This window comes from Saccharopolyspora mangrovi, assembly GCF_035320975.1.
Classification (GTDB): domain Bacteria; phylum Actinomycetota; class Actinomycetes; order Mycobacteriales; family Pseudonocardiaceae; genus Saccharopolyspora; species Saccharopolyspora mangrovi.
Genome location: NZ_JAWLNX010000019.1, coordinates 15,471 through 42,083, shown reverse-complemented (window position 1 = coordinate 42,083; position 26,613 = coordinate 15,471). Strand labels below are relative to the sequence as shown.

21 protein-coding genes and 1 pseudogene are annotated in these 26,613 nt (G+C 67.4%); 6 read left to right on the top strand and 16 right to left on the bottom strand.

The genetic code is table 11. The features are described from left to right. Positions 1–117 precede the first annotated feature (117 nt). Entirely contained in the window at positions 118–3,789 is a 3,672-nt protein-coding gene (locus tag R4I43_RS24140) for a CHAT domain-containing protein (RefSeq protein WP_324267976.1), read from the top strand. Between the two features lie 258 nt (positions 3,790–4,047). On the opposite strand, the gene R4I43_RS24135 is transcribed toward R4I43_RS24140, so the two are convergent. The 3 genes from R4I43_RS24135 to R4I43_RS24125 all read right to left on the bottom strand — a co-directional run bounded on the left by R4I43_RS24135 (position 4,048) and on the right by R4I43_RS24125 (position 6,521). Then, positions 4,048–4,404, bottom strand: coding sequence for a signal peptidase I (locus R4I43_RS24135; RefSeq protein ID WP_324267975.1), 357 nt, complete (start codon positions 4,402–4,404; stop codon positions 4,048–4,050). Further along, positions 4,404–5,933: a transcriptional regulator gene (locus R4I43_RS24130; protein WP_324268042.1), complete on the bottom strand. Its 1,530-nt coding sequence runs from the start codon at positions 5,931–5,933 to the stop codon at positions 4,404–4,406. Before R4I43_RS24130 ends, R4I43_RS24135 begins: the two co-directional genes overlap by 1 nt. Positions 5,934–6,137: 204 nt before the next feature. Next, positions 6,138–6,521, bottom strand: coding sequence for a helix-turn-helix domain-containing protein (locus R4I43_RS24125; protein WP_324267974.1), 384 nt, complete (start codon positions 6,519–6,521; stop codon positions 6,138–6,140). Between the two features lie 385 nt (positions 6,522–6,906). On the opposite strand from R4I43_RS24125, the gene R4I43_RS24120 reads away from it, so the two are divergent. The 5 genes from R4I43_RS24120 to R4I43_RS24100 all read left to right on the top strand — a co-directional run bounded on the left by R4I43_RS24120 (position 6,907) and on the right by R4I43_RS24100 (position 12,394). Further along, entirely contained in the window at positions 6,907–7,257 is a 351-nt protein-coding gene (locus R4I43_RS24120) for a WhiB family transcriptional regulator (RefSeq protein ID WP_324267973.1), read from the top strand. Next, on the top strand, positions 7,254–7,586 hold the full coding sequence (locus R4I43_RS24115; protein WP_324267972.1) for a hypothetical protein: 333 nt from the start codon (positions 7,254–7,256) through the stop codon (positions 7,584–7,586). The genes R4I43_RS24120 and R4I43_RS24115 overlap by 4 nt, the downstream gene beginning before the upstream one ends. Beyond that, entirely contained in the window at positions 7,583–8,275 is a 693-nt protein-coding gene (locus R4I43_RS24110; protein ID WP_324267971.1) for a hypothetical protein, read from the top strand. The genes R4I43_RS24115 and R4I43_RS24110 overlap by 4 nt, the downstream gene beginning before the upstream one ends. Next, complete coding sequence (locus R4I43_RS24105) at positions 8,272–10,422, top strand: cell division protein FtsK (protein WP_324267970.1); 2,151 nt, start codon at positions 8,272–8,274, stop codon at positions 10,420–10,422. Before R4I43_RS24110 ends, R4I43_RS24105 begins: the two co-directional genes overlap by 4 nt. 151 nt (positions 10,423–10,573) lie before the next feature. Beyond that, complete coding sequence (locus R4I43_RS24100) at positions 10,574–12,394, top strand: recombinase family protein (protein ID WP_324267969.1); 1,821 nt, start codon at positions 10,574–10,576, stop codon at positions 12,392–12,394. 112 nt (positions 12,395–12,506) lie between these two features. Here R4I43_RS24100 and R4I43_RS24095 read toward each other — a convergent pair. The 13 genes and pseudogenes from R4I43_RS24095 to R4I43_RS24035 all read right to left on the bottom strand — a co-directional run bounded on the left by R4I43_RS24095 (position 12,507) and on the right by R4I43_RS24035 (position 26,592). Beyond that, positions 12,507–13,347, bottom strand: a pseudogene (locus R4I43_RS24095) (IS5 family transposase). Positions 13,348–13,547: 200 nt separating this feature from the next. After that, the gene (locus tag R4I43_RS24090; RefSeq protein ID WP_324267968.1) at positions 13,548–15,260 is read right to left on the bottom strand and encodes an FAD-dependent oxidoreductase; all 1,713 of its coding nucleotides are present in this window, start codon (positions 15,258–15,260) and stop codon (positions 13,548–13,550) included. A gap of 24 nt (positions 15,261–15,284) precedes the next feature. Beyond that, complete coding sequence (locus R4I43_RS24085) at positions 15,285–16,058, bottom strand: SDR family NAD(P)-dependent oxidoreductase (RefSeq protein WP_324267967.1); 774 nt, start codon at positions 16,056–16,058, stop codon at positions 15,285–15,287. A 41-nt stretch (positions 16,059–16,099) separates the two neighbouring features. After that, positions 16,100–17,356 (bottom strand): 4-hydroxybenzoate 3-monooxygenase, encoded by a 1,257-nt coding sequence (locus tag R4I43_RS24080; protein ID WP_324267966.1) that lies wholly within the window; start codon positions 17,354–17,356, stop codon positions 16,100–16,102. 125 nt (positions 17,357–17,481) lie between these two features. Beyond that, a complete protein-coding gene (locus R4I43_RS24075; RefSeq protein ID WP_324267965.1) occupies positions 17,482–18,285 on the bottom strand; it encodes an IclR family transcriptional regulator in 804 nt (267 codons plus the stop codon). Positions 18,286–18,336: 51 nt separating this feature from the next. Next, a complete protein-coding gene (locus tag R4I43_RS24070; protein WP_324267964.1) occupies positions 18,337–18,633 on the bottom strand; it encodes a YciI family protein in 297 nt (98 codons plus the stop codon). A gap of 36 nt (positions 18,634–18,669) precedes the next feature. Then, positions 18,670–20,007: an MFS transporter gene (locus R4I43_RS24065; RefSeq protein WP_324267963.1), complete on the bottom strand. Its 1,338-nt coding sequence runs from the start codon at positions 20,005–20,007 to the stop codon at positions 18,670–18,672. A gap of 278 nt (positions 20,008–20,285) precedes the next feature. Next, entirely contained in the window at positions 20,286–21,884 is a 1,599-nt protein-coding gene (locus R4I43_RS24060; RefSeq protein ID WP_324267962.1) for an FAD-dependent oxidoreductase, read from the bottom strand. After that, complete coding sequence (locus tag R4I43_RS24055) at positions 21,881–22,906, bottom strand: alcohol dehydrogenase catalytic domain-containing protein (RefSeq protein WP_324267961.1); 1,026 nt, start codon at positions 22,904–22,906, stop codon at positions 21,881–21,883. The genes R4I43_RS24060 and R4I43_RS24055 overlap by 4 nt, the downstream gene beginning before the upstream one ends. Then, the gene (locus R4I43_RS24050) at positions 22,876–23,157 is read right to left on the bottom strand and encodes a YciI family protein (RefSeq protein WP_324267960.1); all 282 of its coding nucleotides are present in this window, start codon (positions 23,155–23,157) and stop codon (positions 22,876–22,878) included. Before R4I43_RS24050 ends, R4I43_RS24055 begins: the two co-directional genes overlap by 31 nt. 114 nt (positions 23,158–23,271) lie before the next feature. Further along, positions 23,272–24,150: a LysR substrate-binding domain-containing protein gene (locus R4I43_RS24045; protein ID WP_324267959.1), complete on the bottom strand. Its 879-nt coding sequence runs from the start codon at positions 24,148–24,150 to the stop codon at positions 23,272–23,274. Positions 24,151–24,175: 25 nt separating this feature from the next. After that, positions 24,176–24,865: an SDR family NAD(P)-dependent oxidoreductase gene (locus R4I43_RS24040; protein WP_324267958.1), complete on the bottom strand. Its 690-nt coding sequence runs from the start codon at positions 24,863–24,865 to the stop codon at positions 24,176–24,178. Further along, positions 24,862–26,592 carry an FAD-dependent oxidoreductase gene (locus R4I43_RS24035; protein ID WP_324267957.1) on the bottom strand — a complete coding sequence of 577 codons (1,731 nt, stop codon included), beginning with the start codon at positions 26,590–26,592 and terminating at the stop codon, positions 24,862–24,864. The genes R4I43_RS24040 and R4I43_RS24035 overlap by 4 nt, the downstream gene beginning before the upstream one ends. Positions 26,593–26,613: the final 21 nt, after the last annotated feature.

Here is a 26,613-nt window from a genome sequence, read left to right as displayed (position 1 = left end):
GGGTACGACGGGCCCTAGGCCGATCGTCACTTGAGGTAGCAAGCGTCTACCGGAAAGTGATAGTTCCATACTTGGGCATGGAGATCCAGAGGCGGGCTACTACAGCAAGGGACATGAGTGTCATTCGACCAAGCGTTGCGACGACTGGAAGAGCGGCTCACGGTTTACACGCGCGCGGGCGCCGCCAGCATCGTCGACTCACATGAAGCTCTAGCTGAAGCCGCCGAGTTATGGCAAGCCGCGCAGCCCACCAATTCTGAGAGCCCCGCGCCTGATGAAAACCAGCGCCTGGCGAGGGCTCGTCATGTCATCGGGTGGTTGCACTTCCTGCGTTCTGACGCCTCCGCTGTGGGATCCGAGCTTTCCAAGATCGCCAGCGCCGTCATCTGGCTCGGACCTTCGGCCCACCATCCTGGCCAGGTTCCGAAACCGCTTCAGGCCGTGGTGGGGGCTGCTGCCGATGCTGATCGTCAAGCCCATCTTGCGGCTGACTTGCTACTGCGATACCCCACCACTCCCGATCCAGTGCTTCTCGACGCAGGCGTATGGCTGCTTACTGCTTCGCTAACCAAGACTCCGAGGGACACGCCGGACTGGGCAGCGAGGTTGTCCGATCTCGGCTTCGCCCACCAGATGAGGTTTGAACGTGGTGGGGTAGTAGCCGATGTGGAATTAGCTGTTGAAGCTGGTGAGCGTGCTGTTGCCGCCACGCCGCAGGATCACTCGGAGCTGGCATCGAGGCTGTGCAATCTCGGCTTCGCTTACCAGCTGCGGTTCAAGCGGGGCGGCGCGATGGCTGATCTGGAGCGAGCCATTGAGGCTGGTGAACGGGCCGTTGCCATCACGCCCCATGGGCACCCGGACTTGGCAGTGAGGCTGTCCGATCTCGGCTTCGCCTATCGTCTGCGGTTCGAGCGTGGAGGGTTTTGGGCGGATCTAGAGCGAGCTGTCGAAACCGGTGAGCGGGCTGCCTCCATTGCATCGCATAATCATCCGGACCTGGAAGCCATCCTGTACACCCTTGGTTTGGCCTATTTGCGGCGGTTTGAGCGTGGTGGGGTGGTGGCTGATCTAAAGCGAGCCATCGAGGTTGGTGAGCGAGCGATCTCAGCTATGCCCCACGATAGCCCCGGCATAACAATCGTGCTCTCGAATCTTGGCGCGGCCTATTGGCTGCGGTTTGAGCGTGGTGGGGTGGTGGCTGATCTGGAGCGAGCCATTGAGGCGGGTGAACGGGCTATTGCCGCTACGCCTCACGGTCACCCTGAACTTGCAAGCATGCTATCCAACCTTGGCGCCACCTATTTGCGGCGGTTTGAGCGCGGTGGGGTGGTGGCTGATCTGGACCGGGCTGTCGAATTCCTAGAGCGAGCTGTGTCAGATACACCCGACGACCACCTTTACTTGCCGGCGAGACTTTCCAATCTGGGTTTGGCCTATTTGCGGCGGTTTGAGCGCATTCGCCTAGTGGCTGATCTAGAACGAGCCATCGAAACTCTTGAGCGAGCTGATTCCGTCGTAGCCCAGGACCATCCCAATTCAGCAACCTGCCTGGGCAACCTCGGTATCGCCTACCAACAACGGTTTGAGCGTGGTGGTGCGACGGCTGACCTAGATCGTAGTGTCGAAGCTCTTGAGAAGGCGGTTGCCACTAGTCCGCTGGACCTCCCCGCCCTAGCAATCAGGTTGTCCGATCTTGGCTTGACGTATCGACTGCGGTTTGAACGCGGTGGTGTGATGGCCGATCTGGAGCGAGCCATTGAGGCCGCTGAGCGTGCGGCCGCCGCTACGCCGCGGGGCCATCCCAACCTACCAACCTGCCTGGGCAATCTCGGTATCGCCTACAAACTGCGGTTTGAGCGTGGTGGCGCGGTGGCTGATCTAGATCGTAGTGTCGAGACCCTCGCTCAGGCGGTTGACGCTGTGCCTGAAGATGCCTCCCACAGAACAGCAGGCTGGCTGTCCGGTCTTGGATTGGCCTTTCAGCTCCGGTTTGCGCACAGTGGTGCGAGGGCTGATCTGGAGCGAGCAATCGAAGCAGGTGAGCGTGCGGTCGCCGTCGCGTCCCGGGGCCACCCTGACCTCGCCTCTTGGCTGGGTAACCTCATCTCCTCCTACTGGCTGTGGTTGGAGCATCGGGAGGTTTTGCGCATAGAACACAGCAAGATCGCTATCGATCGCGAAACTCTGCGGGGCCTCGTGGCGCAGTTCGTGGCTCTCGATGCGGCAGACCCAGCGGACCTAGTGCGGGCGGCGGATGCACTCGGCTCGCTGGCAAATGCGATGAATGAACACGATATCGCCGTCGAATTGCTCGATGCTGGGGTAGGTGTACTGCCGTCTGTTCGACCGCGTGAGGCTGGGTGGTTAGACCAGGAACACCGGATTGGTCGGCATCGAGGTTTGGTCGCGGAGGCAGTAGCTGCTCACTGCGCGCTCAATGATCTGGTAGGTGCTGTAGAAACGGCTGAGCTGGGTCGAGGGATCCTATTTTCGGGGATGTTGGACTCTCAGTCCGATCTCACTATACTTGAGCAGAAACACCCTGAGTTGGCAAAAGAATTTCGGGTAATCCGTGACGGGCTCAATGCCACACAAGTCACTGAGGTACCACGGGGGAAACTAGCAACAAGCCAAACTGGTGAGATCGAGCATCGTCGGAATCTCTGGCGGCTTCACGATCAGCTGCTCGAACAGATTCGCCAGCAATCCGGATTCGCACGCTTTCTCCTGCCTCCGCGTTTTGCGGATCTTCAGCAAGCTACTGAAGGTGGGGCAGCAGTGCTGGTCAACACTGGGCGACAGCGCAGCGATGCGATTATCATCCCAGACGGTGCAGATCCGGTGCACGTTCCGCTACCTGATGCTAGAAATGAAGATGTACTGTCACATGCGAACGCCCTTTTAGAAGTTACGCACAATGGTAGCCCTGCGGGTATTCTGAAGAGGCAGCGCGTTCTTCCAGAGATCCTCGGCTGGCTTTGGAACGTCGTAGTCGAACCTATCCTCTACGCGTTGCCAGCCGTGCGCGAGGAGATTGCTACTTCGTCACGGGTGTGGTGGTTGCCTACAGGGCAGCTCGGTCTGTTCCCATTGCACGCGGCCGGTCTACCTGGGCAACCGGGTGCGCTCGACTCGATTATTTCCTCCTACACTCCTACGTTGCGTGCCCTCGCGCACTCCCGTGGCCGACCACAAGCGATGATTCGCCGTCAAGTTACGGTTGCTATGCGCGAGACTCCTGGTCTTTCGGATCTTCCTGGCACATTCGCTGAGGCAGCCAGCCTTCACGCGGACTACCCCGATACCGATTTGCTTGTAGACGAGGAAGCAACCACTAGTCGAGTCCTGGCAAAGTTGTCCGACGCTACTTGGGCGCACTTTGCGTGCCACGCCAGGTTTGACCTCACAAGTCCATCCGGAGGCGGGCTTGCTCTGCACGACCGCACACTAACTCTTCCCGAGATTAGTCAGATGCGGCTTATCAACGCGGAGCTTGCCTATTTGTCGGCATGTTCCACTGCCAACCGGGGATTCCGGCTTGCCGACGAATCCCTCCACGTGGCCTCTGCTTTCCAGCTCGCTGGATTCAGGCACGTTATTGGAAGTCTATGGCCCCTCAATGATCACATCGCCGCCGTCGCTTCCACTGCGTTTTATCGGAACATGCCCGCGGAGGCAGCAGCTGACCATGCAGCCGCCGCGCTCAACCACGTCACGCGTCAACTTCGCGACCGGAATCCAGACCGCCCCGACTTGTGGTCGGCAATCATCCACAGTGGAATCTAGTTGACCGAATCGAATCACGTCCGATCGAAACCGGAAAGCTGGGGATATTTTTCAGCATCCCAGCGCAATCAGTCCTGTGAGAAGGCCGACGCGCAGAGTCTACGGCTTTTGTGTGTGGGCTCAGGGCGTGAGAGTTTGTAAGCGTTATCTGAGTTGGTTGTGGTTGGCGTCGGCAGCCAGAAATCGGTAAGCAAAGGAACCCGGACAGCTGTCGAATAAGGGTTACACGCCGAGAGTGGAACGTTCTGTTGCCGGTTGCTATTTTGCGGTAGATGGCCAGCGCACGGTGACGACTACGGCCTCCGTGATGGCTTCCCAAGAGTGGTCGATGCCGGGTCCCCAGACGGCGTAGTCGCCTTGCTTCGCGAGGTCGACTGTGCCCTCAGTGAGGTGCAGGCGGAAGTGACCTTCGACCAGGAGGAGCATGGTGGTGCGCTGGTCGTCGGTGGTCCATTCGGGGCGTTTGTCGCCGGCGGGGTGGGTGCCCCATTTGACTTCGAGGTCCTTGGTGGAGCGGACTCCGCCTTCGGTGGGGTCGATGAAGTGGCCGAGTAGCCAGCCGCGGGTTTCGCTGCCGTCTTCTGCAGCGTTTCCGTGGTGCCAGTTGCGGCTCACTACCGAACCTCCCATTCGATCGACGGCAGACTCACCCGGTCGCCGCCGATCTGGGCGAGCCGTCGAAGTCCTTGCAGCAGGGCGAAGAGCCCTTCGTTGCTCCACGCTACATCAGCGATGAGCTCGGAAATCAGGTCGCCATCGCGGCTCGAGTACTGGTGCAGGCCGGCCGCTTCCCAGTTGGCTTCGACCCGGCCGCCGTAGCGTTCCCAGAACTCCTCGTCGTCGATGACGATCAGGCTGGCGAACTCGAAGTTGCCGCTCAGGAGGTTCAGGCCGAACCCGGTGCACTCCATGCGGAGTCGGCTCGGATCCTCCATGAGCCAGCGCATCGGTTCCGAGACCCGGCTCGGGTGCATCGGGTCGGCGGAGCGCTGGTCGTTGGTCGTATTGTCGATCTCGTCTCGGCCGAAGAGCTCTTCCTCGACTTCCCGCCGCAGGGTCGCGCCTACCTGAGCATCGACGCGCAGATCGGTCATCGGCTGGTGGAAGCCCTTGGGGATGACCGCGAGTCGGCGTGCTGCGTTGAGCACGTTGCCCGAGCGCTCTTGCACCAGGAGCACGTAGTCGGCCTCGCCGCGGAACGGACTGGCAGGCCGGGCGATCGCGAACAGTGCGAGCGGGCCTCCGGCGCAAAGCCGGTTTGCCACGTCGGTCACGGAGGCGATGTCGGGCAGGTACTTGTCGCGCAGCGGCAGCGACTCGTGTGCCGTCGAGGCGTCAGCTGAGATCGCGTCGACCAGCTCGCCCTCGAGGAGGTCCATGGTGACCGCGTACTCGACGAACCGCGACGTGCCCACCAGGCCGTTGATCGCATCCGGTGAGGGGGAGATGTCGAGCAGGCGGTAGAGCGGCTTGTCGACCAGCCGCGTCCCCATGGCCAGGGTCTCCGCCAGTCGCTGCGCCGCGCGGCCGGCCGCGCCAGAGTCCAGCTTGGCGAACACGTCGCGCGCCGAGCTCGTGACCTTGAGCCGGTCGTGCGCCGCGAACAACGGGCACGCCAGATCGAGCCAGTCAGAGCAGGTCAGAACGCTCGTCTCGGTCTGGGCATCGTCGTAGCGGGCCGCATACCGGCCATGCTCGCCGGTCTTCGTGCCGTAGTACTTGCCGAGCACGTCGGCGACGCTGCGCTGATCAACCCGTCCTCGGCGGCTTGCCCTGGCCTCCAGCTCGCTCATGTCGAGGCGCGCCAGCCGCGACGCAACCTCTTTGCGCGCCGTCCCAGGTGTCCATCCTGCGTGCTCGTCCAGCCATTCGAGGGCCGCACTGATGTCGGGATCAGCGCTCAGTCGCTTCTCGGCGTCGGCCGCTGCGGCCTCGTCGACCGTCGGCTCCGCCGGGGCATCGGCGACGTCCTTCACCAGCTCCGCGAACCGGGCCTTGATCGCGTCGTCTTCCTGGGCCAGGGCTGTGTCCAGGGTGCGCTGCATCTCCGACTGCGGCCGACGGTTCGGCTTCTCGTGCCAGCCGGCAACCGTGCGCAAACCGATTCCCAAGTGGGCGGCGAACTCGTCGTTGCTCATTCGCATCGCAGCCTGCAGCGCGCAGGCAGTCCGCCCCGTCCAGCTGGACACCACATTCATCGCGTTCGGCCCTTCGCGGTGGGTTTGTGCACTGGTTGAGCATCGGTTGAGCACTGGCTGAGGGGTTTTCGTGCATCGGTTTCCCGGCGAAATCGGCCTGGAATTGGAGGCATGGAAAACGAAGCAATCAGCAAGCGGAACCACCCGGCGCTAACGGTTCTTGCGGACGTGCTCGATGACCGTCGCGAGGTCGCCCTTGAGGTCGTCGAGCCGCTCGGTGATCTCTTCCATGCGCTGCTCGAGCGAGTCCAAACGGGACCAGACCGTGTCGGCGCTGTCCGAGATCGGTTCGTCGGCTTCGGGCGGCTTTCGGCCCTGCAGCAGGAAAAGCAGGTGCTGGGGGTGCCAGCTGAGCGCGATGGACAGCGACTCCAGGGTGCGGGCGCTGCGCCTGCGCTCCACCACGTGGTGCTGGATCTCGCGGACGATCGCCTGCGAGACGTTCGAGCGCTCCGCGAGCTCTCGCTGTCGCCAGCCGAGCTCGTTCACGCGCTCGTTGATGGCCTTGGCGACCGCCGCCCAGTCTTCCGACACCTATTCCTCCGCGCTCCGCCTTCGCGCAGAGGTTAGCCGTTCCGTGACGCATTTCGTGACATGACCGCGCCTGAAAGGGCGCGGCCCGGATTTCTCATGCTTATCGAGAGCTGAAATCAACTAATGACTGTTGAAATCAGCTTCACAAATCTTTCGAAGGGCTTTCTTCAATGGGTACTTCCATGCCGAAAAACGGGCGCCGTGACTTCTACTCGGTCCGCCGGGCCGCCTGGATCCTCAACCTCCCGTCGTCCGCCGTCTCTCGTGCCATCCGAGTCGGCGAGCTGCGCGCCGAACCCAGGAACGGTCGACTCGCCATCCCCGCGAGCGAGCTGACCCGCCTCCTGGCTGGTGCCGCGGTGGCGCAGGACGGAGGTCGGAAGTGATGACCTCCTACAACGACCTCTGGCTGATCGGAATCGCCTGGCGGCTCGACCGCCTGCGCTGGGCACCGACAGCGCTGCTCACTGGCTGCGTTCGCGGCAACGGGCTCTGCATGGCGGAGTTCCCAGCCGAAGAACCCGCCTGGCTGGACCAGCAGCTGACCGACCGCGAGCTCGCCGCAGCGATGTGTCAGGGCTGCCCGGTCGCCGACGAATGCCTCGAACTGGAGCTCCGCTCCGGCGGTGCCGACACCGTGGGTGTCTGGGGTGGGCTGTCGGCGGACGACCGTCGGGAGCTGCGCCCGCACTGGCTTCGCCGCGGCGAGCGTGCCGAGCGGGGTGTTGCGCGATGATGCTCCAACTGACCCCCGTGGAAGTTCTAGCTGTGCTCGGCGGTTTGTTCGCCCTGGTCATGGTGTGGCGGGCGAGCGCGAAGGCCACCCGGCGAGCCAGCGAAGCCGCTCGAACGAGCGTCCGGTTCATGTCCCTGACCGGGCGCGTGGTGGTCACGGCTGCGGCGATCGTCGGCGTGCAGTGGATCGTGATCAAGCATCCCGGCAACGAAGGACTGCTGCTCGCGGTACTCGGCGTCCCGGCTCTGTTCGCGTCGTACGCGCTGACCAGAGCGCTGACCGTGACCGCCGTCGACATGCCGCAGCAGAAGAAGGGGCGGCGTCGATGAGCGCGCCGCAGACAGCGGGTGAGCGGCGTCGGCCGCTCACCCGCCCCGATGCCGAAGCGGTGGAACAGGTGCGCAGGCAGGTCGACCGGTTGTGCTGGAGCGGGATCTTGCTCGGCCTGGCGTTCACCATGACCAACGTCCAGAGCTTCGCTGCCAACGGTGCTGAAGTTTGGTCGCTGCCGTGGCTGGCCGCGTGGCTGCTCGATCCGATGGTGTCGCTGGTGCTGCTGGCGATCCTGCGGGCCGAGCAGGTCACCGCCCGGTACGGGATCATCACAGGTGGCTGGGTTCGTGGCGCGAAGTGGTTCACACTCGCGGCCACGTATGTCATGAACACGTGGGGCGCCTACGCGGCCAGAGCCGCCGACATGGTGGTCCTGCATTCCGTGCCGCCACTGGTCGTTTTCGTCGCTGCCGAGGCGGTGACAGACCTCCGGGACAAGCTCACCGCAGCTGTCCGCGCGGCGTCCGTGAACGCCGACAGCGAGCTGGTGCCGGACCCGGTTGTCCCTCGTTCACCGGACCCCAAGCGGCGCATCTCCTTCGACGAGTACCTCGGCCGGGCTCGCGAGGCATGGCGTCCGGACACGACGGTCACGCCGGCCTGGATTCGCGAGGTCACAGGCTGCTCGCGTGGTTTGTCTTCCCGGCTCGCCGCTGCGCTGATCGCGGAGGTGGAGCAGCGATGAACGACAAGACGGCGCCTGCTCCGGCGGCGTCGCGAGAGGTGGAGTGCCACGTCTTCGACGCCGAACTAATCGATGACGTCCCGGAGCCCGAACCGCAGCTCACCCGCTGGCAACGGTTCATGAACTGGTGGCTGCGTTCACGCCGCGTACCTGCGGCGCTGAAGTCACGCCAAGCCGCCAAGCACGCGCTCATGGACGGCCTGTCGTTCTTGATCCGCTCGCCTTGGTGGTTCGTCCGGTCGGTCGCCCGTGGGCTGGTGGCCGCGATCCGCAGTTGGCGGCAGTGGGTCCGCGTTCACGACTACCGCGAGGCCGCCGAGCAGTCCGAGAAGCTCGCGGACAAGTTCACCGAGATCCGTGAATTCACCCTGTTCCGCTGGAAGGTGACCGGCGCGGTCACGTTGGCCGCCGGAGCGGTGCTCGCGGTCGGGTACGCCGTGTATGGCGGATACGCGATGTGGGCTGCCGCCGGAGTCTGCGCGGTCGCGTTGGCCGTGTACGGACGGCGAAAGGACGGAGCGCCCGGGCGTAAGCCAGTGCTAGCCGGGCCGCGGACGCTGACCTGGACCATGGATCCGCAGATCCTCGTCGACGCGTTCCGGGATGCGAAGCTCATCGGGAAGGACGAGTCGCTCCGCCTCGTCGAACGCGCCGCCCACGACGGCTCCGGGTGGGCCGTCACCGTTGATCTCCCCGCAACGCGCAAAGCTGCCGACGTCATCAAGCACCGCGAAGCCCTCGCTTCGGCGCTGGCGGTCGATGAGCTGCAGCTGATCGTCGAGCGAGTCCGGGGGAGAGGCGGTCATGCCGGCCGGGTGTTCCTCTGGGTAGCTGACGAGGACCCGTACTCCGGCCCTGCGCTGCGGTTCCCGCTGTTGGACATGGAGTACTGGGACGCCTGGCGGGCCATCCCGTTCGGGAGGGATGCGCGCAGTCGGCGGATCGATCTGCAGCTGGTGTGGACTTCGCTGATCGTCGGATCGATTCCTCGGCAGGGCAAAACCTGCGCCAGTCGGCTGCCCGCTGCTGGCCTGATCCTCGACCCGTTCACGCAGCTGTACGTCTTCGATGGCAAAGGCGGAAAGGACTGGCAGGCAGCCGAAGCCGTCGCCCACCGCTACGTCTGCGGTGACGAGCAAGAACAAGCCGAAGCCGTCCGCGACCACCTGGTCGAGTTGGTCGCCGAGGTGCAGGCGCGGTTCTCGCGGATGTCCGCGCTGGACGACGAGATCTGCCCGGAGTCGAAGATAACCCCGGCTATCTCGCGGGACCGCGAACTGGGCATGCCCATCACCGCCGTGATCATCGACGAGGTCCAGGTCTACCTGGAGAACCCGACCAAGGAGGAGATCGGAGGCAAGAAGACCACCCTCGGCGCCTACATCGCCGACCTACTGACCTACCTCGCCCGGAAGGGACCCGCTGTCGGCATCGTGGTAATCCTGGCCACGCAACGACCGGACTCCAACACCATCCCCTCTCGGCTGCGTGCAGTGCTGGGCTCGCGCTTCGCGCTGCGCGTGATGGACTGGCGGGACTCCAACATCGTCCTCGGTGAGCAAATGAACACCCGAGGCTTCGACGCCTCGACCCTGCTGCCCAGCCACAAGGGAGTCGGCATCCTCCGCCCCGACGGTGAGGCCGAGTCCGGCGGCGACACAGTCGCAGTGACGGTCCGGACCTTCTACATGGACAACGCCGAGTGGCGATCGATCTGCGATCGCGGCCGGGCACTGCGAGAGGCTGCGGGCACCCTGAGCGGCCACGCGGCCGGCGATGACAGACCGCGCGCGATCGACCGGGCGGCCGTCGTCAAGGCGCTGGGCAGCGGACCAGGCGGGTCCGATCGCACGCTTGTCGAACTACCTGAGCCGCTCGCCTCCGTCGTCGACCACCTCGGAGACGAGCTCGACCAGCGCGAGTTCGTGCCGAGCGCCGAACTGACCGAAGCGCTGGAAGTCGAACCCGGCACCTTCGCCAAGCAGATGGGACAGCTCGAGTGCCGACCGACCAGGCACCGGATCCCGGACGAATCCGGAGAGCTCCGACGAGTGCGCGGCTACTTCACCGCCGACATCCGAGCCGCCGTCGACCGAATATCTGATGAAATCAGCTCATCTGGCGAGTCGGAGGCTGATCAGCAATGACGGCCGACGATCGAGATCCGGACGCCATCACGGTACGGGTTCCAGACGAGCGTCCTGTACTAACGCCGGAAACGAGCCGCATACTGCTAGCAATACTGATCGAGCTGACCGAGGTCGAGGCTCCGGACGGGCCTCCGGGTGAAGGGATCACATGACTGTTGAAATCAGCGGAGACCCCTGGTCGACGCTAGATGAGCTGCTCGGTGTCGATGCGGTCGAGCCTGTCGAGGAAGGGATCGGGTCTGTGGCGTTCTACGGACGCTGCTCGACCGAGGACAACCAGGATCCCGAGACCTCTCTGGGGTGGCAGCTGGGCAACGCGAGCAAGTTCGTCGAGCCGCTGGGCGGCACGATCGCGGCCGAGTACTTCGACGTGGGGCAGTCGCGGTCGGTGCCGTGGGAGCGGCGTCGCGAGGCGCAGCGGCTGTTGGCGGCGTTGAAGGACCCGAACCGCGGATGGAACGCGGTCGTGGTGGGCGAAGGGACTCGGTGCTGGTTCGGCAACCAGTTCTCGCTGATCGCCCCGAAGTTCGCTGCCTACGGTGTCGAGCTGTGGGTGCCGGAGCTCGGTGGGAAGTTCGACGAGCGCAACCCGTCGCACAAGATGTTGATGAACGTGCTCGGCGGGATGAGCGAGTCGGAGCGCCAGCACGTGCAGGCCCGGGTGAGGGCGGCCATGGACGCTCAGGTGCTCAACGAAGGTCGCCACCAGGGCGGTCGGGCGCCGTACGGCTACAAGGTCGTGGACGCCGGCCCGCACCCGAACCCATCCCGCGCCGCCGACGGATACCGGCTGAAGGTGCTCGCCATCGATGAGGAAGTCGTCGACGTAGTCCGCCGGATCTTCGCCGAGTACCTCGGCGGCAGGGGAGACCGCGCGATCGCCAACGGGCTCAACCGCGACGGCATCCCGTGCCCCTCGGCTCGTCGACCGGAGCAGAACCGGCACCGGCTGGCTGACGGCTGGCAGGGCAGCACGGTCCGGGCGATCCTCGAGAACCCTCGCTACACCGGCTACGCGTTCTTCGGACGCTGGACCAGGCAGGAGCAGCTCATCGACTCAGACGACGTGGCCGCCGGGTACGTGATCCGCTTCCGCCGAGCAGGCAGCGAATCCGTCGTGCGCTCCCGCAAGCCCGCGCACCCGCAGATCGTCAGCGTCGAGGACTTCACCCAAGCCCAGCTGCTGCGCCGTTCGAAGGGCGCGGGCAAGTTGCGGGCTGCCCGCAAGCTCGAACGCAGCGGGCGCCCGACGAAGCGGACGTACTTGTTCCGAGGTCGGGTCCGATGCGCGGTGTGCGGTCGGAAGATGGAAGGCAGCCCGCGGGCTCATGGCATGTACTACCGATGCCCGGCCCGGACGCTCGCCCCGGGATCGCCGGTGCTGGCCGAGCACCCGCCAGCGGTGTACCTGCGCGAGGACCTTCTCAGGGAGTCCGTCAACGGGTGGCTCGGTGGTCTGTTCGCGCCGGATCAGATCGATCAGACCGTGGCGGCGCTGGTCGAGTCTCAAGAGTCGCGCGGGGACTCGTCGGTGTCGCACGAAGCGGCGAAGACGCGATTGGCTGACGCCGAGGCTCGGCTGCGCCGGTTCCAAGACGCGATCGGCGCCGGAGTCGACCCCGCCGCACTTACCGATGTGATCAACACGGCCCAGGCGGAACGCGCGGCCGCTCGGGCCGAACTGGAGAACAAGCCGGCGACCGGCGGAGCGATCTCCGAGGCCGAGGTCTACGCGAGGATCGATTCTCTCGGCGACGTCGGCGCGGCGCTGTCGAGCCCCAAACCCGAGCGGCTGGCCAGCCTGTACGAGTCCGTTGACCTGCAGGTTCGCTACGAGCCGGGTGAGAGAGCTGCCGAAATAAAAATTCACCCGGCGAACCGGGTGAATAGTGTGCGTGTCCGAGGGGGGACTCGATCCCGCAAGTGCGTGCGATTTCCCGTGTTTGGTGAAATCACACCAGAACTGTAGCAGGCGGTGCCGTGTTCGTGGGGCGAGTATGCGTCGGCGTGTGTGGGGCGCGTCCCGCAAGGTTTGTCGGCGTGTTGCTGCCACCGTTGTCGTCTAGGTTCTGTCCTGTAATTTATCGGAGCCAGAGGATGATGGCGGCGATGGTGAGTTCGGCCTGGTAGTAGGCGGCGCGTTTGGCGTAGCGGGTGGCCAGGTCGCGGAATTGTTTGAGTCGGTTGAAGCATCGTTCGACGACATTGCGGCGTTTGTACACCTCGGCGTCGAACGCTGGTGGGCGTCCGCCGCGGGCGCCTTGGGCGGCGCGGCGGGCGATCTGGTCATCACGTTCGGGGCTGATGAACCGGATCCGCCGCTGGCGCATGGCCTGCCGGGTCGAGGGATGTGAGTAGGCCTTGTCCGCGATCACCACCTCGGGCCGGCATCGCGGTCGGCCCGGACCGATCCGATCCACCGCGATGGCATCCAGCAGCGGCATCAGGTGAGGGGTTGTCGCCCGCCTGGCCACCGGTGAGCAGGACTCGCATCGGCAGCCCCCGCCCGTCGACCGCGAGGTGGATCTTGGTGCTCAGCCCACCGCGGGACCGTCCGAGTCCTTCGCCCTCGACCGCGAGTTCCTCGATCGTGGTGGCACAGCCCCTTTTTTCCGGGCGCCAGCAGCGTGCTGGTGCGCCCGGACGACCGAGGAGTCAACGCTGACAATCCATTCGACCTCGCCGACGGAATCGTCCTTGACGATCACCTCGTCCAAGATCCGCTGCCAGGTGCCATCAGCGGTCCACAGCCGCAACCGCTCGTGCGCGGTCTTCCACGGCCCATATCGTTCCGGCAGATCACGCCACGGAGCACCCGTACGCAGCTTCCACAGGATCGCCATCTGCCGGTGATCCCGCCACCGGCGGTAACAGCGGCTCAATCCGCGCCCACGCGCGATCCGTCAACTCACCACGACCCACCACAACCCAAGATCAAACCAGACCCCGCAGCTAGATCAATTACAGGACAGAACCTAGTGCGCGTAGGGCCTGCTCGAGTGCACCGAACCGCGATATGCGCCCGATGGTGGCTGATGGCGTAAGCAGCGTGTGTCAACCACCTACGTACGTGCGACCAACCGCCTGGCCAATCGCTTGCGGCAGGTCGCACGTACGTTGGGCTATGCCGTCTGCGAGGCGCTCGAGCGCTCGGCGGCGTGGGTGGCGATGTCGCGGCCGACCTGGTATCCGAAGACCATCGCGGGGCCGATGTTGGCGCCGTAGCCGGGGTATCCGCCGCCGAAGACGCTGACCGCGGCGGTGCCCACGGCGTAGAGGCCGGGGATTGCTGCTCCGGTGGCGGTGCGGACTTCGTTGCGGTCGTTGACGGAGAGCCCGGCGTAGGTGCCCAGATCGCCCATCTGGATCCGCACCGCGTAGTAGGGGGCGGTGTCGATAGGTGCGAGGTTCGGGTTGGGCTTGTGCTCGATGTCGCCCTTGAAGTGGTGGAACCAGTTGGAGCCGCGGTGGAACCGCTTGTCGGTACCCGTGGCGGCGTCGGCGTTGAACTCGGCAAGCGTGCGCTCGAGGTTGTCGCCGGGGACGCCGATGCGTTCCGCCAGTTCCTTCACGGAGCCGGCTTCGACGAGGTATCCGACCTTCTTGTAGTACCAGGTGGGCATCGGCCACGGTTTGGCGTAGCCGATTCCGTACCGGCGCATGGCCTTGCGGTCGGCGATGATCCAGGCCGTGGTGTCCCGTTCGCCGGCGCTGTCGCGGAGCATTTCGACGCCGAAGTCGTGGTAGGAGTACGACTCGTTGGCGAAGCGGTGGCCGCGGCGGTTCACCGCGATCAGGCCTGGCAGTCCGAACGCCCTGAGGTGCGGGAAGACCCGCTGCTGGCCGCGCAGGTTCCGCCAGACGGTGACCGGGCCCCACGCAGCGGGCTGATGGGGCGTGGAGTCGATGACGCCCCCGTGGTCCTTGGCGAGGAAGAAGCTGTCTCCCTGGTGACCGACGGTGGGGGTGACGTGGTTGTCGCCGCGGCGATCGTGCCCGAAGTGCTGACTGCGGAGGACCTCGCTTCCTGAGAACCCGCCCGCGGCGATCACCACGCCGCACCGCGCGCGCACGGTGGCGGAGCGGGCTCCGGACAGCACTGCGCCGGTGACGGTGCCGTCGTCGTCCTTGAGCACTTCGGTGACGCGAGTGCTCGTCCACATGGGAATGTCCAGATCGCCTGCGGTGGCGATCAGTCGGGTCATCAGCGCGTTGCCGTTGGTTCGCGTGAGCGCCCGCCGCAGCAGGAGACGTTCCAGCCAGGTCTTGATCAGCCGCCGCAGGACGTACCCGAACGCCCGCAGTGAGCGGTTGGCCTTGAGGAACGTGGCGATGTCCGGTCCGATCTCGGGCATGTAGCCGAAGACGGTGTAGGTGTAGAGGTACGGCTGCACACGAAGGCGGTGCTTCTTGAGCATCCGGGCGTCGGCTTTTTTCACGGTCAGCGCGCGACCGGACTTCCGCGCTCCCGGTGTGTCCATCTGGTAGTCGGGTGCCATCTCGGGGTAGTGGAATTCCACGCGGGTGTTGTTCTCGAAGAACTCGAGCGCCTCCGGAACCAGGTCCAGGAAACGGTGGACCGCCCCAGCGTCGTAGGACTCTCCGGCGAGGGCCTTGATGTAGGTCTCGGCCTCCTCGCGGGTGTCTCCCTCGGACAGTCCTTGTCGGTTTCCGGGAACCCACAGCCAACCGCCCGAGATCGCGGTGGTCCCGCCGAGGTGGGGCTCCTTGTCCACGACGAGGACGTCGAGGCCCTGCCGCTTGGCCACCAGCGCGGCCGAGATCCCGGCGGCCCCGGAACCGACGACCAGGACGTCGCAGTCGATGGTGCTCATGGTCAACCTTTCTTCGAGCGGGTTTCAGTGGGCGGTGTAGCCGCCGTCGATGACGAGCTCGGTTCCAGTGGTGAACGAGGATTCGTCGGAGGCGAGGTACAGCACGCCGTAAGCGATCTCCGCGGGCTCGCCCTGGCGGGCGATCGGGTTGCCCGCGACGAGCTGGCGGTAGTACTCCTCGGCGCCGAGCGGGCTCCGCTCGGCCGACGAGCGGCTCATCCGGGTGCGCATCGAGCCCGGGTGGATGGAGTTCACCCGGATTCCGTGCGGCCCGTAGGTGACGGCGTCGGCCTTGGACAGCAACCGCACGGCACCCTTGGACGCGTGGTAGAGCGGGACGTTCGCGCCTCCGGTGATGCCGTGGATCGAGGAGAAGTTGATGACGCTGCCGCGCCCGGACCGGATCATGTGCGGCACGACGTGCTTGGTCATCAACCACGTCCCCTTGACGTTGATGCCGAAGACCGCGTCGAATTCGTCCTCGGTGGACTCGTGCGACGGCGCAGGCCTGCCGAGGACCCCGGCAGCGTTGACCAGGACGTCCGGGCTGCCGAGCGCGGAGCCGACTTGGGCCACGACCCGTTCGACCTCGCCCGCGTCGGTGAGGTCGAGCTGCCAATCGGTGACCGAGCCGGATTCCCACTGCTGTGCCGGCGTCGTCCGGTCGAGGTTGGCGACCGTGGCGCCGTGCGCGGCGAGCATGCGGACGACGGCCGCGCCGAGGTCGCCGCTACCGCCGGTCACGATCGCGACCTTGCCCGCGACGCGGCGTTCGGGTTCGCCTGGTGGTGCGTTCATTCGGTGTGCTCCTGTTGCGTGCTGTGGTCGGTTCTCGCCCGTCAGGGCCAGCGGCCGTGCGTGAGGCTCAGCGCTTCGGCGACGACGGACCGCGGGTTGGTGAGCTCGATGGGCCAGCCGGTGTAACTCTCGGCCAGCAGCGTGCGGCCTGCCGCCGAACCGGTGATCTGGTCGAGCTCGGCGAGCTGGCGGTGGCGGTCGAAGTCACCGGCGTCCGGAGCGAGGTGCAGCATCGAGGTCATCCACCAGGAGAAGTGCTGGGCTCGCCAGACCCGCTGCGCGGCGGTGCGGCCGTAGCCCTCCAGCAGGTCCGCGTGCCCGGTGCCGAAGAACCGCTCCAGCGCCTGCGCCAGGACCACGGCGTCCGAGATCGCCAGGTTGAGCCCCTTGGCGCCGGTCGGCGGCACCGTGTGCGCGGCGTCACCGGCGAGGAAGAGCCGTCCGTGCTGCATCGGATCGCAGATGTAGCTGCGCATCGGGATGACGCTGCGCTGGAAGATGCGCCCTTCGTTGAGGGAGAAGCCGCGTCCCGCCACCCTTGATTGGAGTTCGTCCCAGATCCGGTTGTCGCTCCAGGAATCGGCGTCCTCCTCGGGATCGCACTGGAAGTACATCCGCTGCACGGTGGGGGTGCGCGAGCTGATCAGCGCGAACCCGCGATCGGAGTGGGCGTAGATCAGTTCTTTCGAACTCGGTGGGGCCTCGGCGAGGATCCCGAACCACCCGTGCCGGTAGGCGCGGAAGTGGTCGGTCCGCCGACCGTCCGGGATGGACCACTTGGTCGTGCCCTGGGCGCCGTCGCAGCCCGCGATGAGATCGCAGCGCAGATCGGTGGGACGGCCGTCGGCGTCGGTGAAGTGGATGACGGGCTCGGTGCCGGTCACGCCGTGCAGAGACACCTCCGACGCGCCGAACCGGATGTCGCCGTCGTCGGCCAGCCTGGCGGCGATCAGATCGCGGAGCACCTCGTGCTGCGGGTACAGGTAGACTGACCTGCCCACCGAGGACCGGAAGTCCACGCGGTGCGACCCGCCGCCGAACCGGATTTCGATTCCGTCGTGGCGGGAACCCTTGTCCAGCAACCGATCACCGACACCGGTCGACACCATCAGGTCCACGGTTCCCTGTTCCAGGATGCCCGCCCGGATGGTGGCTTCGATGTCCTCGCGGGTGCGGGTCTCGATCACCACGGATCCGATCCCCGCCGCCGAGAGCAGGTGGGAGAGCATCAGTCCGGCCGGACCGGCACCGACGATGCCGACCTGGGTGCGGGCGTGCTGCGCGGGTTGTGCGGTCATGTTGTCCCGTTCTGCTGAGAAGTGTTCGCACATCACCGGGTCCGGTGTGGCCGGGCGGATTCATCTCGCCCGCTCTGCACCAGAGCGTGCGCGGCGCGGGAACCGGTGCGCAGCACCGATGCCATTCAGCGGGAAGGTTTCGGTCCGCGGGTGCGGATCGTCTCCTCGGTGGGGGGCAGAGCCCCCAGAGCGCGGGAGATCCCGCGGGCGGTCGCTAGCAGCACCGGTGCGTGCGCCCGGGGGTTCGGGTCGCTCGCGGGGATGACGATCGACAGCGCGGCGATGACCTCGTCGTGGTCGTTGCGGATCGGCGCGGCGAGTCCCGTAGCACCGAGCGTGATCATCTGGCGGGCCACCACGAACCCCTCCTGGCGCACCTGCGCCAGCACGCGTCGGAGCTCGGTGGGATCGGTGACGGTCTGCCCGGTGTAGCGGGGCAGGTGCTGCGCCAGCACTTCCTCCTGCAGCTCGCGCGGGCTGAACGCGAGCAGCACGAGTCCGGCCGAGGTCGCGTGGATGGGCAACCGCCCGGCGATCCGGGCGACGTTGGCGACCGCCTCGCCCCGGGCGGACAGGCGCTCCAGGTACAGCACCTCGGTGCCTTCCAGGATGCCGATCTGGGTGTGCTGCCGGACCACCGCCTGCAGGTCCTCCATGAACGGCATCGCGACCTGGCGCAGGTCCTGGGCCCGCGAGGAGCGGGAGGCGACCTCCCAGAGCTGGTGGCCCATCCGCACCCGGCCGTCCTCGGCGCGGTCGAGGGCGCCGAGCTCGACCAGTTCGGTGACCAAGCGGTGCGCCGTGGTGACGGGGAGGTTCGTTCGCCGCGCGATCTCCGAGACGGTCAGCGTCGGCGAACTCGCGGTGAACGACCGCAAGATCCGCATCGCTCGGGTGAGGACCGACTCACCAGCCGCTGACCTGGCCATGAGCACCATCATCGGTGGACGATCGCGGCGGCACCAGCCCGGGCTCCCGGCTCACGCGAGCTCCCCGGCGAGCCGGCCCAGCAGGGGCACCCACTCCCGGACGGTCACCTCGGCCACCAGCCCGTGGCGCCGGAACGGGTCTTCCTCGGTGCACGCGACGGCCTCATCCCGCGAGGTCGCGCTGATCAACAGCAGCGCGCCGGCGGCCTCCTGGGGTCCGAACGGGCCGGAGCACATGTTGATGCCCCGTCTTCCGAGCTCGGACAGGAATTCCTTGTGAGCCGACCGGTGCTCGTCCCGACCAGCGCTGTCGTCGGTGTAGTGGTAGGTGACGGCGTAGACAGCCATTTCTCAGCGATTCCTCTCGTGTGTGGCGACGACGGCTCAGCGACGGCTCGGCGTCCGCCCGAGCTCGGCGAGCGGTACGTCGTGGGTCTCCCGGGCGCTCAGCACCGCCAGGGCCGAGACGACGGCGCAAGCGCTCGCGAACGCCGCCACGGGGATCCACCCCGTTTCACCGTCCCCCTTGATCGCGAATCCGACCGTCGGCGCGAAACCGGCGAGCAGCAGCCCCACCTGGCTGGAGATCGCGAACCCCGAGTAGCGCACCCGCGCCGTGAAGGTCTCGGCGAAGAACGCGGGCCACAGCCCGTTCATGCCGGAGTAGGCCAGACCGGCGAAGGCCAGCGCCGTTGCGAAGATCAGCGACACGCTGCCGGTCGAGACGGCCCAGAAGTAGACCCACACGAGCGCACCGCATCCCAGCGAGGAGCCGATCCACACCGGACGGCGTCCCACCCGGTCAGACAGCGCCGCAGCGGCTGGGACCGCGAGCACGGCCAGCGCGTTCGCGGCCACCGACACCCACAGCATCGTCGGTTTGTCGAGGCCGACTTCCCGGGAGGTGGCGTAGGCGAGGCCGAAGACCATGAAGATCGTCTGCAGCATCGCGAACAGCGAGGCCACCGCGATCCGGACCACGTCGCGCCACTGGGTGCGGAACAGGGCGGCGAGGGGGAGCGGTGCCAGTTCGTCGCGGGCCGCTTCGGACTCGAAGACCGGTGTCTCGTCCAGGTTGCGGCGCACCGCGTAGGCGATGAGGATCATCACGATGCTCAGCAGGAACGGCACCCGCCAGCCCCAGCTCAGCAACTGCTCCTCGGGGAGCGCAGCCACCGGGATGAACACGAGGTTGGCCAGCACGATCCCGGCCATCGTTCCCGACATCGTAAAGCTGGTGAAGAACCCGCGGCGCCCTTCCGGGGAGTGCTCGAGCGTCAGCGTGCTCGCACCGGCGGCTTCTCCACCGGCGGAGAAGCCTTGCCCGAGCCGGACCAGCACGAGCAGGGCCGGGGCGATCAGGCCCGCCTGCTGGTAGGTGGGCAGCAGCCCCACCGCCAGGCTTGACGTCCCCATCAGCAGCAACGTGAAGATCATGATCTTCTTGCGGCCCACCCGGTCCCCGAAGTGCCCGAGCACGACGCCTCCGAGGGGGCGCGCCACGTAGCCGGCGCCGAACGTGGCCAGCGCGGCGATCGTGCCGACCGCCGGGTCGTCCGACGGGAAGAACAGCACGGGGAACACCAAGGCCGCTGCGGAACCGTAGATGAAGAAGTCGTAGTACTCGAGCATGCTGCCGAGAAACGCCGCGAGCGCCGCCTTGCGGCCGTCCCGCATTCCGCTCTTGTTCCCGGCCCGCCACCTCGTCGTGGTCGGGGTCATGAATCCCTCCGGATGTCGCACCAAACAAGTTCGCCACATCGCGCGCTGTGAGGGATGAGTCTGCGATTCAGGTGAGCGGGCCAACACACGCATACCGCTGAATGGGAAAGATCTTCGAGCTCCACGCCTGGTGCGTGCTCGCGCGATGCGCGCGGGCACGCACCAGGGTTGCCGACCCGGGTTGCCCAGGGCTCGTCTCGGCGCGACGGGTCTCAGGCCGCTGCCGGAGGAGGTGGGTGCGTGTGTGAAGTCGGGCTTGGATCTGTTCGGGCGCTCGATCAGACGGCAGTGCGGGTTCGGGCGAGGTGTCTTCCGACTCGATGGGCGCGGACGATGGCCGAGCCGAGTGTTGCGCCGCCGCCGGGGTAGGTGTCCCGGAACAGGGTCGCGGCGCAGTTTCCGGCGGCGTAGAGCCCTGGAAGGGGGTCGCCCGTGTGATCGAGTGCGCGCCCGTCCGCGTCGGTGGCGAGACCGCCAGCGGTGCCGAGGACACCTGCGTGCACGGGGACTGCGTAGTACGGGGAACGTTCGACCGGAGCGAGGCACGGGTTGGGCTTCACGGCCGGGTCGCCGAGGTGACGGTCCTGGTGGCTCTCACCTCGCCCGAAGGCGGGATCCGTGCCCTGCCGGGCGTTCTCGTTGAAGGCCTCGACCGTGGTCCGCAGACCGTCCGGGTCGATTCCGGCGACCTGGGCGAGCTCGTCGATGGTGTCGGCGCGGATCATCCACGGCTGCGCCGACGACGCACCGGCTACCGGGTAGCGGTCCAGGTACCTCTGGTCGAAGACGAGGAACGCCGGGCTGTTGGCGAGTTGCCCGGTCGCTGTGTCGATCGCGCCGAAGGCTCGGTTGAGGTCGTGGTAGTTCGTCGCCTCGTTGACGAATCGACGTCCCGAGGTGTTGACGGTGATCGAGCCCGGGAGGGTCATCTCGACGTTGCCCATCCGGCCGGAGGGCATGCCGTCGTAGCGGGCGGTGGGTGGCGTGAGAACTGGCACGCCCCACACCGCTGTCATCTCGTCGACGGCGGCACCGGCCCGCAGCCCGAGGACCAGTCCGTCACCAGTGTTGCCGGGCGCGCTGATCGGTGTGACGGGGTAGGGCAGGAAAGCCTTGCGCAGAGCGGGGTTCCACTCGAAACCGCCGGAGGCGAGCACCACCGATGCGGCGCGGATCCCGGTGCTGCCGACGGTCACGTCCCAGCAGCCGGTCTGACGTTCCAGACCTGTCACGCGGGCCGGTGCGACGATGTGGACTCCGCGCTCGATCGCCGCGACCAGCAGCCGCCCGACCAGCGCGCCACCCATCGTGCGCACGCCCGCGGCGGCGCGGCGTTCGAGCAGTTCGGCGTCGATCGGCGCCCCGGCGAGGGCGTCGCGCTCGGCCATGGTGATCAACGGGAAGTAGGTCGGCGGGCGGAGCAGTTCCGCAAGACCTGGCCAGGGGCGCGAGTCGAAGGGTTCTTGGTCCAGGCCGCGACCGGAGGCGGCGCCTGCCCACTCCGGGTGGTAGTCCGGACGGGCGAGGGCGCGCATGCGGACGCCGACGTCGCTGAGGAACCGGATGGCTTCGGGTGCGGTCGTCACGTACCGGTCGATCTCCGCCTCGCTCATCCGGCCGCCGCTGCCGACGTGGAGGTAGGCCTTGGCGGCCTCGGCTGAATCCTCGAAACCGGCTTCGGCCATGAGGTGGTTGCCGGGTGCCCAGATGACTCCGCCGCCGACGGCTGAGGTGCCGCCGAGCTGCTCGGCCTTCTCCAGGACGACGGTGGACAAGCCCGCGTCGGCGGCTGCTGCGGCGGCGGTCAACCCGGCGGCGCCGCTGCCGATGATCGCCACGTCGTACTGGGCGAGAGGGCTGGAGGTGAGCAGGCTCATGAGGTCATCAGCTCCACGGCGACCTTGCCGACCAGCTGGGATCGGGATCGCAGCAGCGGGAAGGCCTCATCGATGCGGTCGAACGGAAGGCGGTGGGTGATCAGCGCGGTGGCCGCGTCGCGGTGCTCGTCGAGCAGTTCGAGGGCCTGCCCGATGCGGCGCTGGCTGTTGCGGCTGCCGAGCAGGTCGATGTCCTTGACCGGCAGCGTGCGCATGGACAGCGTCACCGACCGGTCGGAGATGCCGACGAGAACGACGCGTCCCGCGGTCGTGACCGCCTCCACGGCGGTGGTGAAGGCAGCAGGGGATCCGGTCGCCTCGATCACCAACGAGGGCTCCGCGGGTAGTGCGAGGGCTCGGTCGGGCTCGACGACGACGGTGCTGGTGGCGCCGAATCTCCTGGCGAAGTCGCTGCGCTCGGGGGCGGTGTCGGCGGCGATGACGTCGACACCCAGCGAGGTGAGGTGCAAGGTCGCCATCAGCCCGATCGGACCGCAGCCCAGCACGAGCGCCTGCTCTCCCTTCTGCGGCCGTCCCCGCCGCACCGCCTGCATCGCGATGCTGGTCGGCTCGGCCAGAGCCGCGAGGCCGGTGGGAAGGGTCTCCGGGATCGGGTGCAGAACGCCCACGGACACGGGCAGCAGCTCGGTGAGCCCGCCGTCCTCGTAGCAGCCGAGGCACGAGGAGTTCCGGCACGCGTTGACCCGCCCGATGCTGCACGCGTAGCACGTCCCGCACCAGCGCATGGGCGAGACCGCGACCCGATCACCCGCCTGGAAATCGCTGCCGGGCGGCGCGGACTCCACGACGCCGGCGATCTCGTGCCCCTGCACGATTGGCAGCTCGGTGGCGTAGTCGTCCTCCCAGATGTGCAGGTCGGTGCCGCACAGCGTGACGGTGTGGACGCGGACGAGCGCCTCGCCGGGACCGGGCTGCGGCAGCGGTACGTCCTGGATCTCGATGCGTTCGCGGGCGAGCGTGCGGGCGACCTTCACCGCAGGCCGCCGAACACGATGGTCCACTCCCGCACCGAGCGGTCGGCGATCAGGCCGTGCTTGCAGAAGGGGTCGTCGTCGAGCACGGAGGTGACCTCCGTCGCGGATTCGCCTTCGAGGACCAGCAGCGCTCCGGTGCCCGAGTCGATCGGTCCGGAGATGCGCAGCCTGCCGGTGTTGTGCAGGTCGGCGAGGAAGTCCTTGTGCTGCGGCCGGATCGCGTCGCGTTCGGCTTCGGTGTCGGTGCCGTAGGTGTAGATCACCGCGAATGTGCCCATGTCGGAAGGACTCCTGTGTCGTCGGAGGTGGAGGGCTGAACGCTCACCAGCTTCGCCCGGCGATTGTGCGGAGTCCAATACATGGTCGGTCAGACATCATGTGCCGATCGCACATTATTCGATGGTGGGCAGCATTTCGGACGCGACATCGAGCAGGGCGCGCACGGCGTCGGTGACCCGGTCGGGATGCCAGAGGAGCGCGCTCCGCAGCCGAGGGGGAGTGCCCTCCAGCGGCACCCACACAGCCCCGGCCGGCATGATCGGCTGGAGGCAGGTGGGAGCCAGCGACACCCCGAGGCCGCCCGCGACCAGCGAGAGCACGACGTAGGGATCCTTGACCTCTTGAGCGACGTGGGGCTGGAAACCGCTTGCGTGGCAGGCCGTGAGGATCACCGCGCGCAAGGCGGACTGGCCCGGCATGAGAACCCAGTCCTCGTCGGCGAGGTCGAGCAGCGAGACGCGTTCTCGCGCGGCCAGCCTGTGGTCGGAGGGCAATGCAGCCCCGAGGTCCTCCAGGGAGATCGTGCGGCTCGGCAGCGCGCCCGGCGCCGGGAGGCCCACGAACGCGGCGTCGAGCGTCCCGTGCTCGACCAGCCCCACGGCGTCCTCGGTGGTCACCCGGTCGACCAGCTGGAGGGCGACTCCCGGGTGCGCGGTGCGCAACGCGCGGGTCAACCGCGGGAGCGTGAGGTGGTTGAGCGCGCCCGAGAACCCCAGGCGCACTTGCCCGTAGACCTCGCCCGGGCTGGCGCTGGTGGCGCGCATGGCCAGGTCGGCTTCACCGACGATCCGCCGGGCGTGCGGGAGGAAGGCGTGCCCGGCGGACGTCAGCGCCACGGTTCTGGTGGTGCGCTCGAAGAGCGGTGTGCCGACGTGCTTCTCCAGCTTCTTGATCGTCTGGCTCAGCGGGGACTGCGCCATGTGCAGCCGCTCGGCCGCGCGTCCGAAGTGGCGTTCCTCCGCAACGGCCAGGAACGCGTCGATCCACCGCATCTCCACGTCGTCTCCGGTCTTCTCGTCAGTAGGTCGCGCGGCCGCCGCTGGCGTCGTAGACCGCTCCGGTGGAGAAGCTGAGCTGCTCCGAGCACAACCATCCGATCAGCTCGGCGATCTCCTCGGCCTGGCCGAACCGGCCCATCGGGGTCAACGCCTGCGAGCGGGCGAGCACCGCGGGATCGGTGCGCGCGTTCATCCGGGTCGCCACCGCGGCCGGGGCGACCGCGTTGACCAGCACACCGGTCGTGGCGAGCTCCTTGCCCAACGACTTCGTCAGCGCCACGACCGCGGCCTTCGAGGCCGAGTAGGCGCTCTGAGCCGGGTTGCCGTCCTTGGCGGCGATGCTCGCCAGGTTCACGATCCGGCCCCACCCTGCGCGGACCATGCCTGGGACGACACTGCGGCAGAGCAAGAACGTGCCGTCGACGTTGACCTGGAACGTGCGCCGCCACTCGTCGAGATCGAGTTCGGCCAGCGGCCGGGAGGGACCCACGATTCCCGCGCTGTGCACGAGGATCCCGACCGGTCCGATGTCCCGCACGAGGGCGGCGACGGCGGCGGGGTCGGTGACGTCGAGTTTCTCGTCCGCGCCCGGCGCGACATCAGCGGTGACGACGCGGACGCCGTCGCCGCGCAGCTTCGCGGCTGTCGCGGCGCCGATCCCGCTGGCGCCACCGGTGATCAGGGCGACCACGCCCGCTGGGTAGCTCACGCGGTCCTCCCGATCCGGGTGTCCGCGCCCGCGAGCTCGCGGCCGGCGATCCAGCCGAACGTCATGGCCGGTCCGATGTTGATCCCGCCGGCGGGGTAGTGGCCGCCCAGGACGCTCGCCTGATCGCATCCGACGGCGTGGAGCCCTGGCACCGGGTCGTCTTCCGCGTCGAGCACCCGCGCGCGCTCGTCGGTTGCGAGACCGGCGAAGGTGCCGAAGCTGCCGGGGACGACCCGCACGGCGTAGAACGGCCCCTTCTCCAGCGGGGCGAGCGACGGGTTCGGCGTCACCGCCTGGTCGCCGCCGTACCGGTTGAACGGTGTCGAGCCACGTCCGAACGCGGGGTCCTCGCCACGACGCGCAGCGGCGTTGAACTCCGCGACGGTCTTGGCGAGCTCGGTCGGGTCGATGCCGCACTTGCGGGCGAGTTCCTCGATCGTGCGGCCGCACTGGAGGTATCCGCTGTGCAGGTAGGGGAACAGCGGGATCGGGCGGGGTTTGGCCATGCCGAGCGGGTAGCGGCGAACGAACCGGGAATCGGCGATCTGCCAGGACTGCACCGGTTCGCCGTCCGGGGTCGCGGCGATCATCGCGGAGACGTAGTCGTGGTAACCGTTGGCCTCGTTGACGAATCGGCGCCCGGTGCGCAGCACGCCGATGCTGCCCGGTTTGGCCCGGTCCATGATGTGCGGGAACACGCCGGTGCGGCCGTTGCGGTAGGGCACCAGGGAGACCGGGCACCAGGCGGCGGGGGAGGCGAGGTCGGTGCGCAACCGACCGCCCGCGGACTCGCCGAGTTTGATGCCCGCGCCGTCGGCGGTGGCCGGCGCCAGGCTCCAGTGCCGTTCGCCACGCGGGAACAGAGCACGGCGGCGGGCCTCGTCCTGCGGGAAGCCACCGGCGGCCAGCACCACGCCGCGCGACGCCGAGAACCGCACCGGTCCGTCTGAAGTGGACGCCAGCACGCCGGTGACGCGGCCGTTCTCGGTGGTCAGTTCGGTGACCTCGGTGGACACTCGGATTTCGACACCCAGGTCCAGAGCGGAGCGCAGCAGCCTGGCGACCAGCGCGGTGCCGTTGACCAGCTGCATGCCGCGACGCTTCGACGCCAGGTCCACCAGGTGCCGGGTGACCCGCCGGGCGGCGTGCAGCAGTCCGCGGGTGTCGCCGCGCGACGCGGCCAGGAAACCGGCGAGATCGGGACCGGCCATGATTCCCATGCCGAGGAACGAGGTCTCGTAGAGCTGGGGGCGCAGGAGTCGCGCCACGTCGCTGCCGAGCCCGCGGAGGTCGACGGGAGCGGGTGCGACCGAGCGGTGTCCGGTGCCCGCGCCGGGGAGGTCGCCGTAGATGTCGCAGATCTTCGCGCCCGGGGCGAACGTCAGGGCCGTGCGCTCGTGGAAGAACCGCACCATCTCCGGGGCGGCGTCGAGGAAGGCGTCCACGCGCGTCGGCTCGTAGTCCTCACCGAGCGCGTTGCGGAGGTAGGTGCGGAACTCGTCGGTCTGCTCGCGAACCCCGTCGGCGCGGGCGAGCGGGTTGCCCGGTGCCCACATCCAGCCACCGGACCAGGCCGTCGCGCCCCCGCAGACGTCGGCGCGTTCGAGGACCGCGACCCGCAGCCCGTGGTGGGCCGCGGTCACCGCGGTGGCCAGCCCGGCGGCGCCGGAGCCGACGACGACCACGTCGTGGTCGGGCGAGAGCGGGGAGGTTCGAGTGGTGGTCACGCTGAGTTCCTCCAGGCGTCC

What these genes read in the sequence shown, in the direction of transcription:
- R4I43_RS24130 (WP_324268042.1), bottom strand. Translation starts at nt 5,933, where the DNA reads ATGCGAATGAGCAACGACGAGTTCGCCGCCCACTTGGGAATCGGTTTG.
- R4I43_RS24120 (WP_324267973.1), top strand. Translation starts at nt 6,907, where the DNA reads ATGACCTCCTACAACGACCTCTGGCTGATCGGAATCGCCTGGCGGCTC.
- R4I43_RS24115 (WP_324267972.1), top strand. Translation starts at nt 7,254, where the DNA reads ATGATGCTCCAACTGACCCCCGTGGAAGTTCTAGCTGTGCTCGGCGGT.
- R4I43_RS24110 (WP_324267971.1), top strand. Translation starts at nt 7,583, where the DNA reads ATGAGCGCGCCGCAGACAGCGGGTGAGCGGCGTCGGCCGCTCACCCGC.
- R4I43_RS24105 (WP_324267970.1), top strand. Translation starts at nt 8,272, where the DNA reads ATGAACGACAAGACGGCGCCTGCTCCGGCGGCGTCGCGAGAGGTGGAG.
- R4I43_RS24100 (WP_324267969.1), top strand. Translation starts at nt 10,574, where the DNA reads ATGACTGTTGAAATCAGCGGAGACCCCTGGTCGACGCTAGATGAGCTG.
- R4I43_RS24090 (WP_324267968.1), bottom strand. Translation starts at nt 15,260, where the DNA reads ATGAGCACCATCGACTGCGACGTCCTGGTCGTCGGTTCCGGGGCCGCC.
- R4I43_RS24085 (WP_324267967.1), bottom strand. Translation starts at nt 16,058, where the DNA reads ATGAACGCACCACCAGGCGAACCCGAACGCCGCGTCGCGGGCAAGGTC.
- R4I43_RS24080 (WP_324267966.1), bottom strand. Translation starts at nt 17,356, where the DNA reads ATGACCGCACAACCCGCGCAGCACGCCCGCACCCAGGTCGGCATCGTC.
- R4I43_RS24075 (WP_324267965.1), bottom strand. Translation starts at nt 18,285, where the DNA reads ATGGCCAGGTCAGCGGCTGGTGAGTCGGTCCTCACCCGAGCGATGCGG.
- R4I43_RS24070 (WP_324267964.1), bottom strand. Translation starts at nt 18,633, where the DNA reads ATGGCTGTCTACGCCGTCACCTACCACTACACCGACGACAGCGCTGGT.
- R4I43_RS24065 (WP_324267963.1), bottom strand. Translation starts at nt 20,007, where the DNA reads ATGACCCCGACCACGACGAGGTGGCGGGCCGGGAACAAGAGCGGAATG.
- R4I43_RS24060 (WP_324267962.1), bottom strand. Translation starts at nt 21,884, where the DNA reads ATGAGCCTGCTCACCTCCAGCCCTCTCGCCCAGTACGACGTGGCGATC.
- R4I43_RS24050 (WP_324267960.1), bottom strand. Translation starts at nt 23,157, where the DNA reads ATGGGCACATTCGCGGTGATCTACACCTACGGCACCGACACCGAAGCC.
- R4I43_RS24045 (WP_324267959.1), bottom strand. Translation starts at nt 24,150, where the DNA reads ATGCGGTGGATCGACGCGTTCCTGGCCGTTGCGGAGGAACGCCACTTC.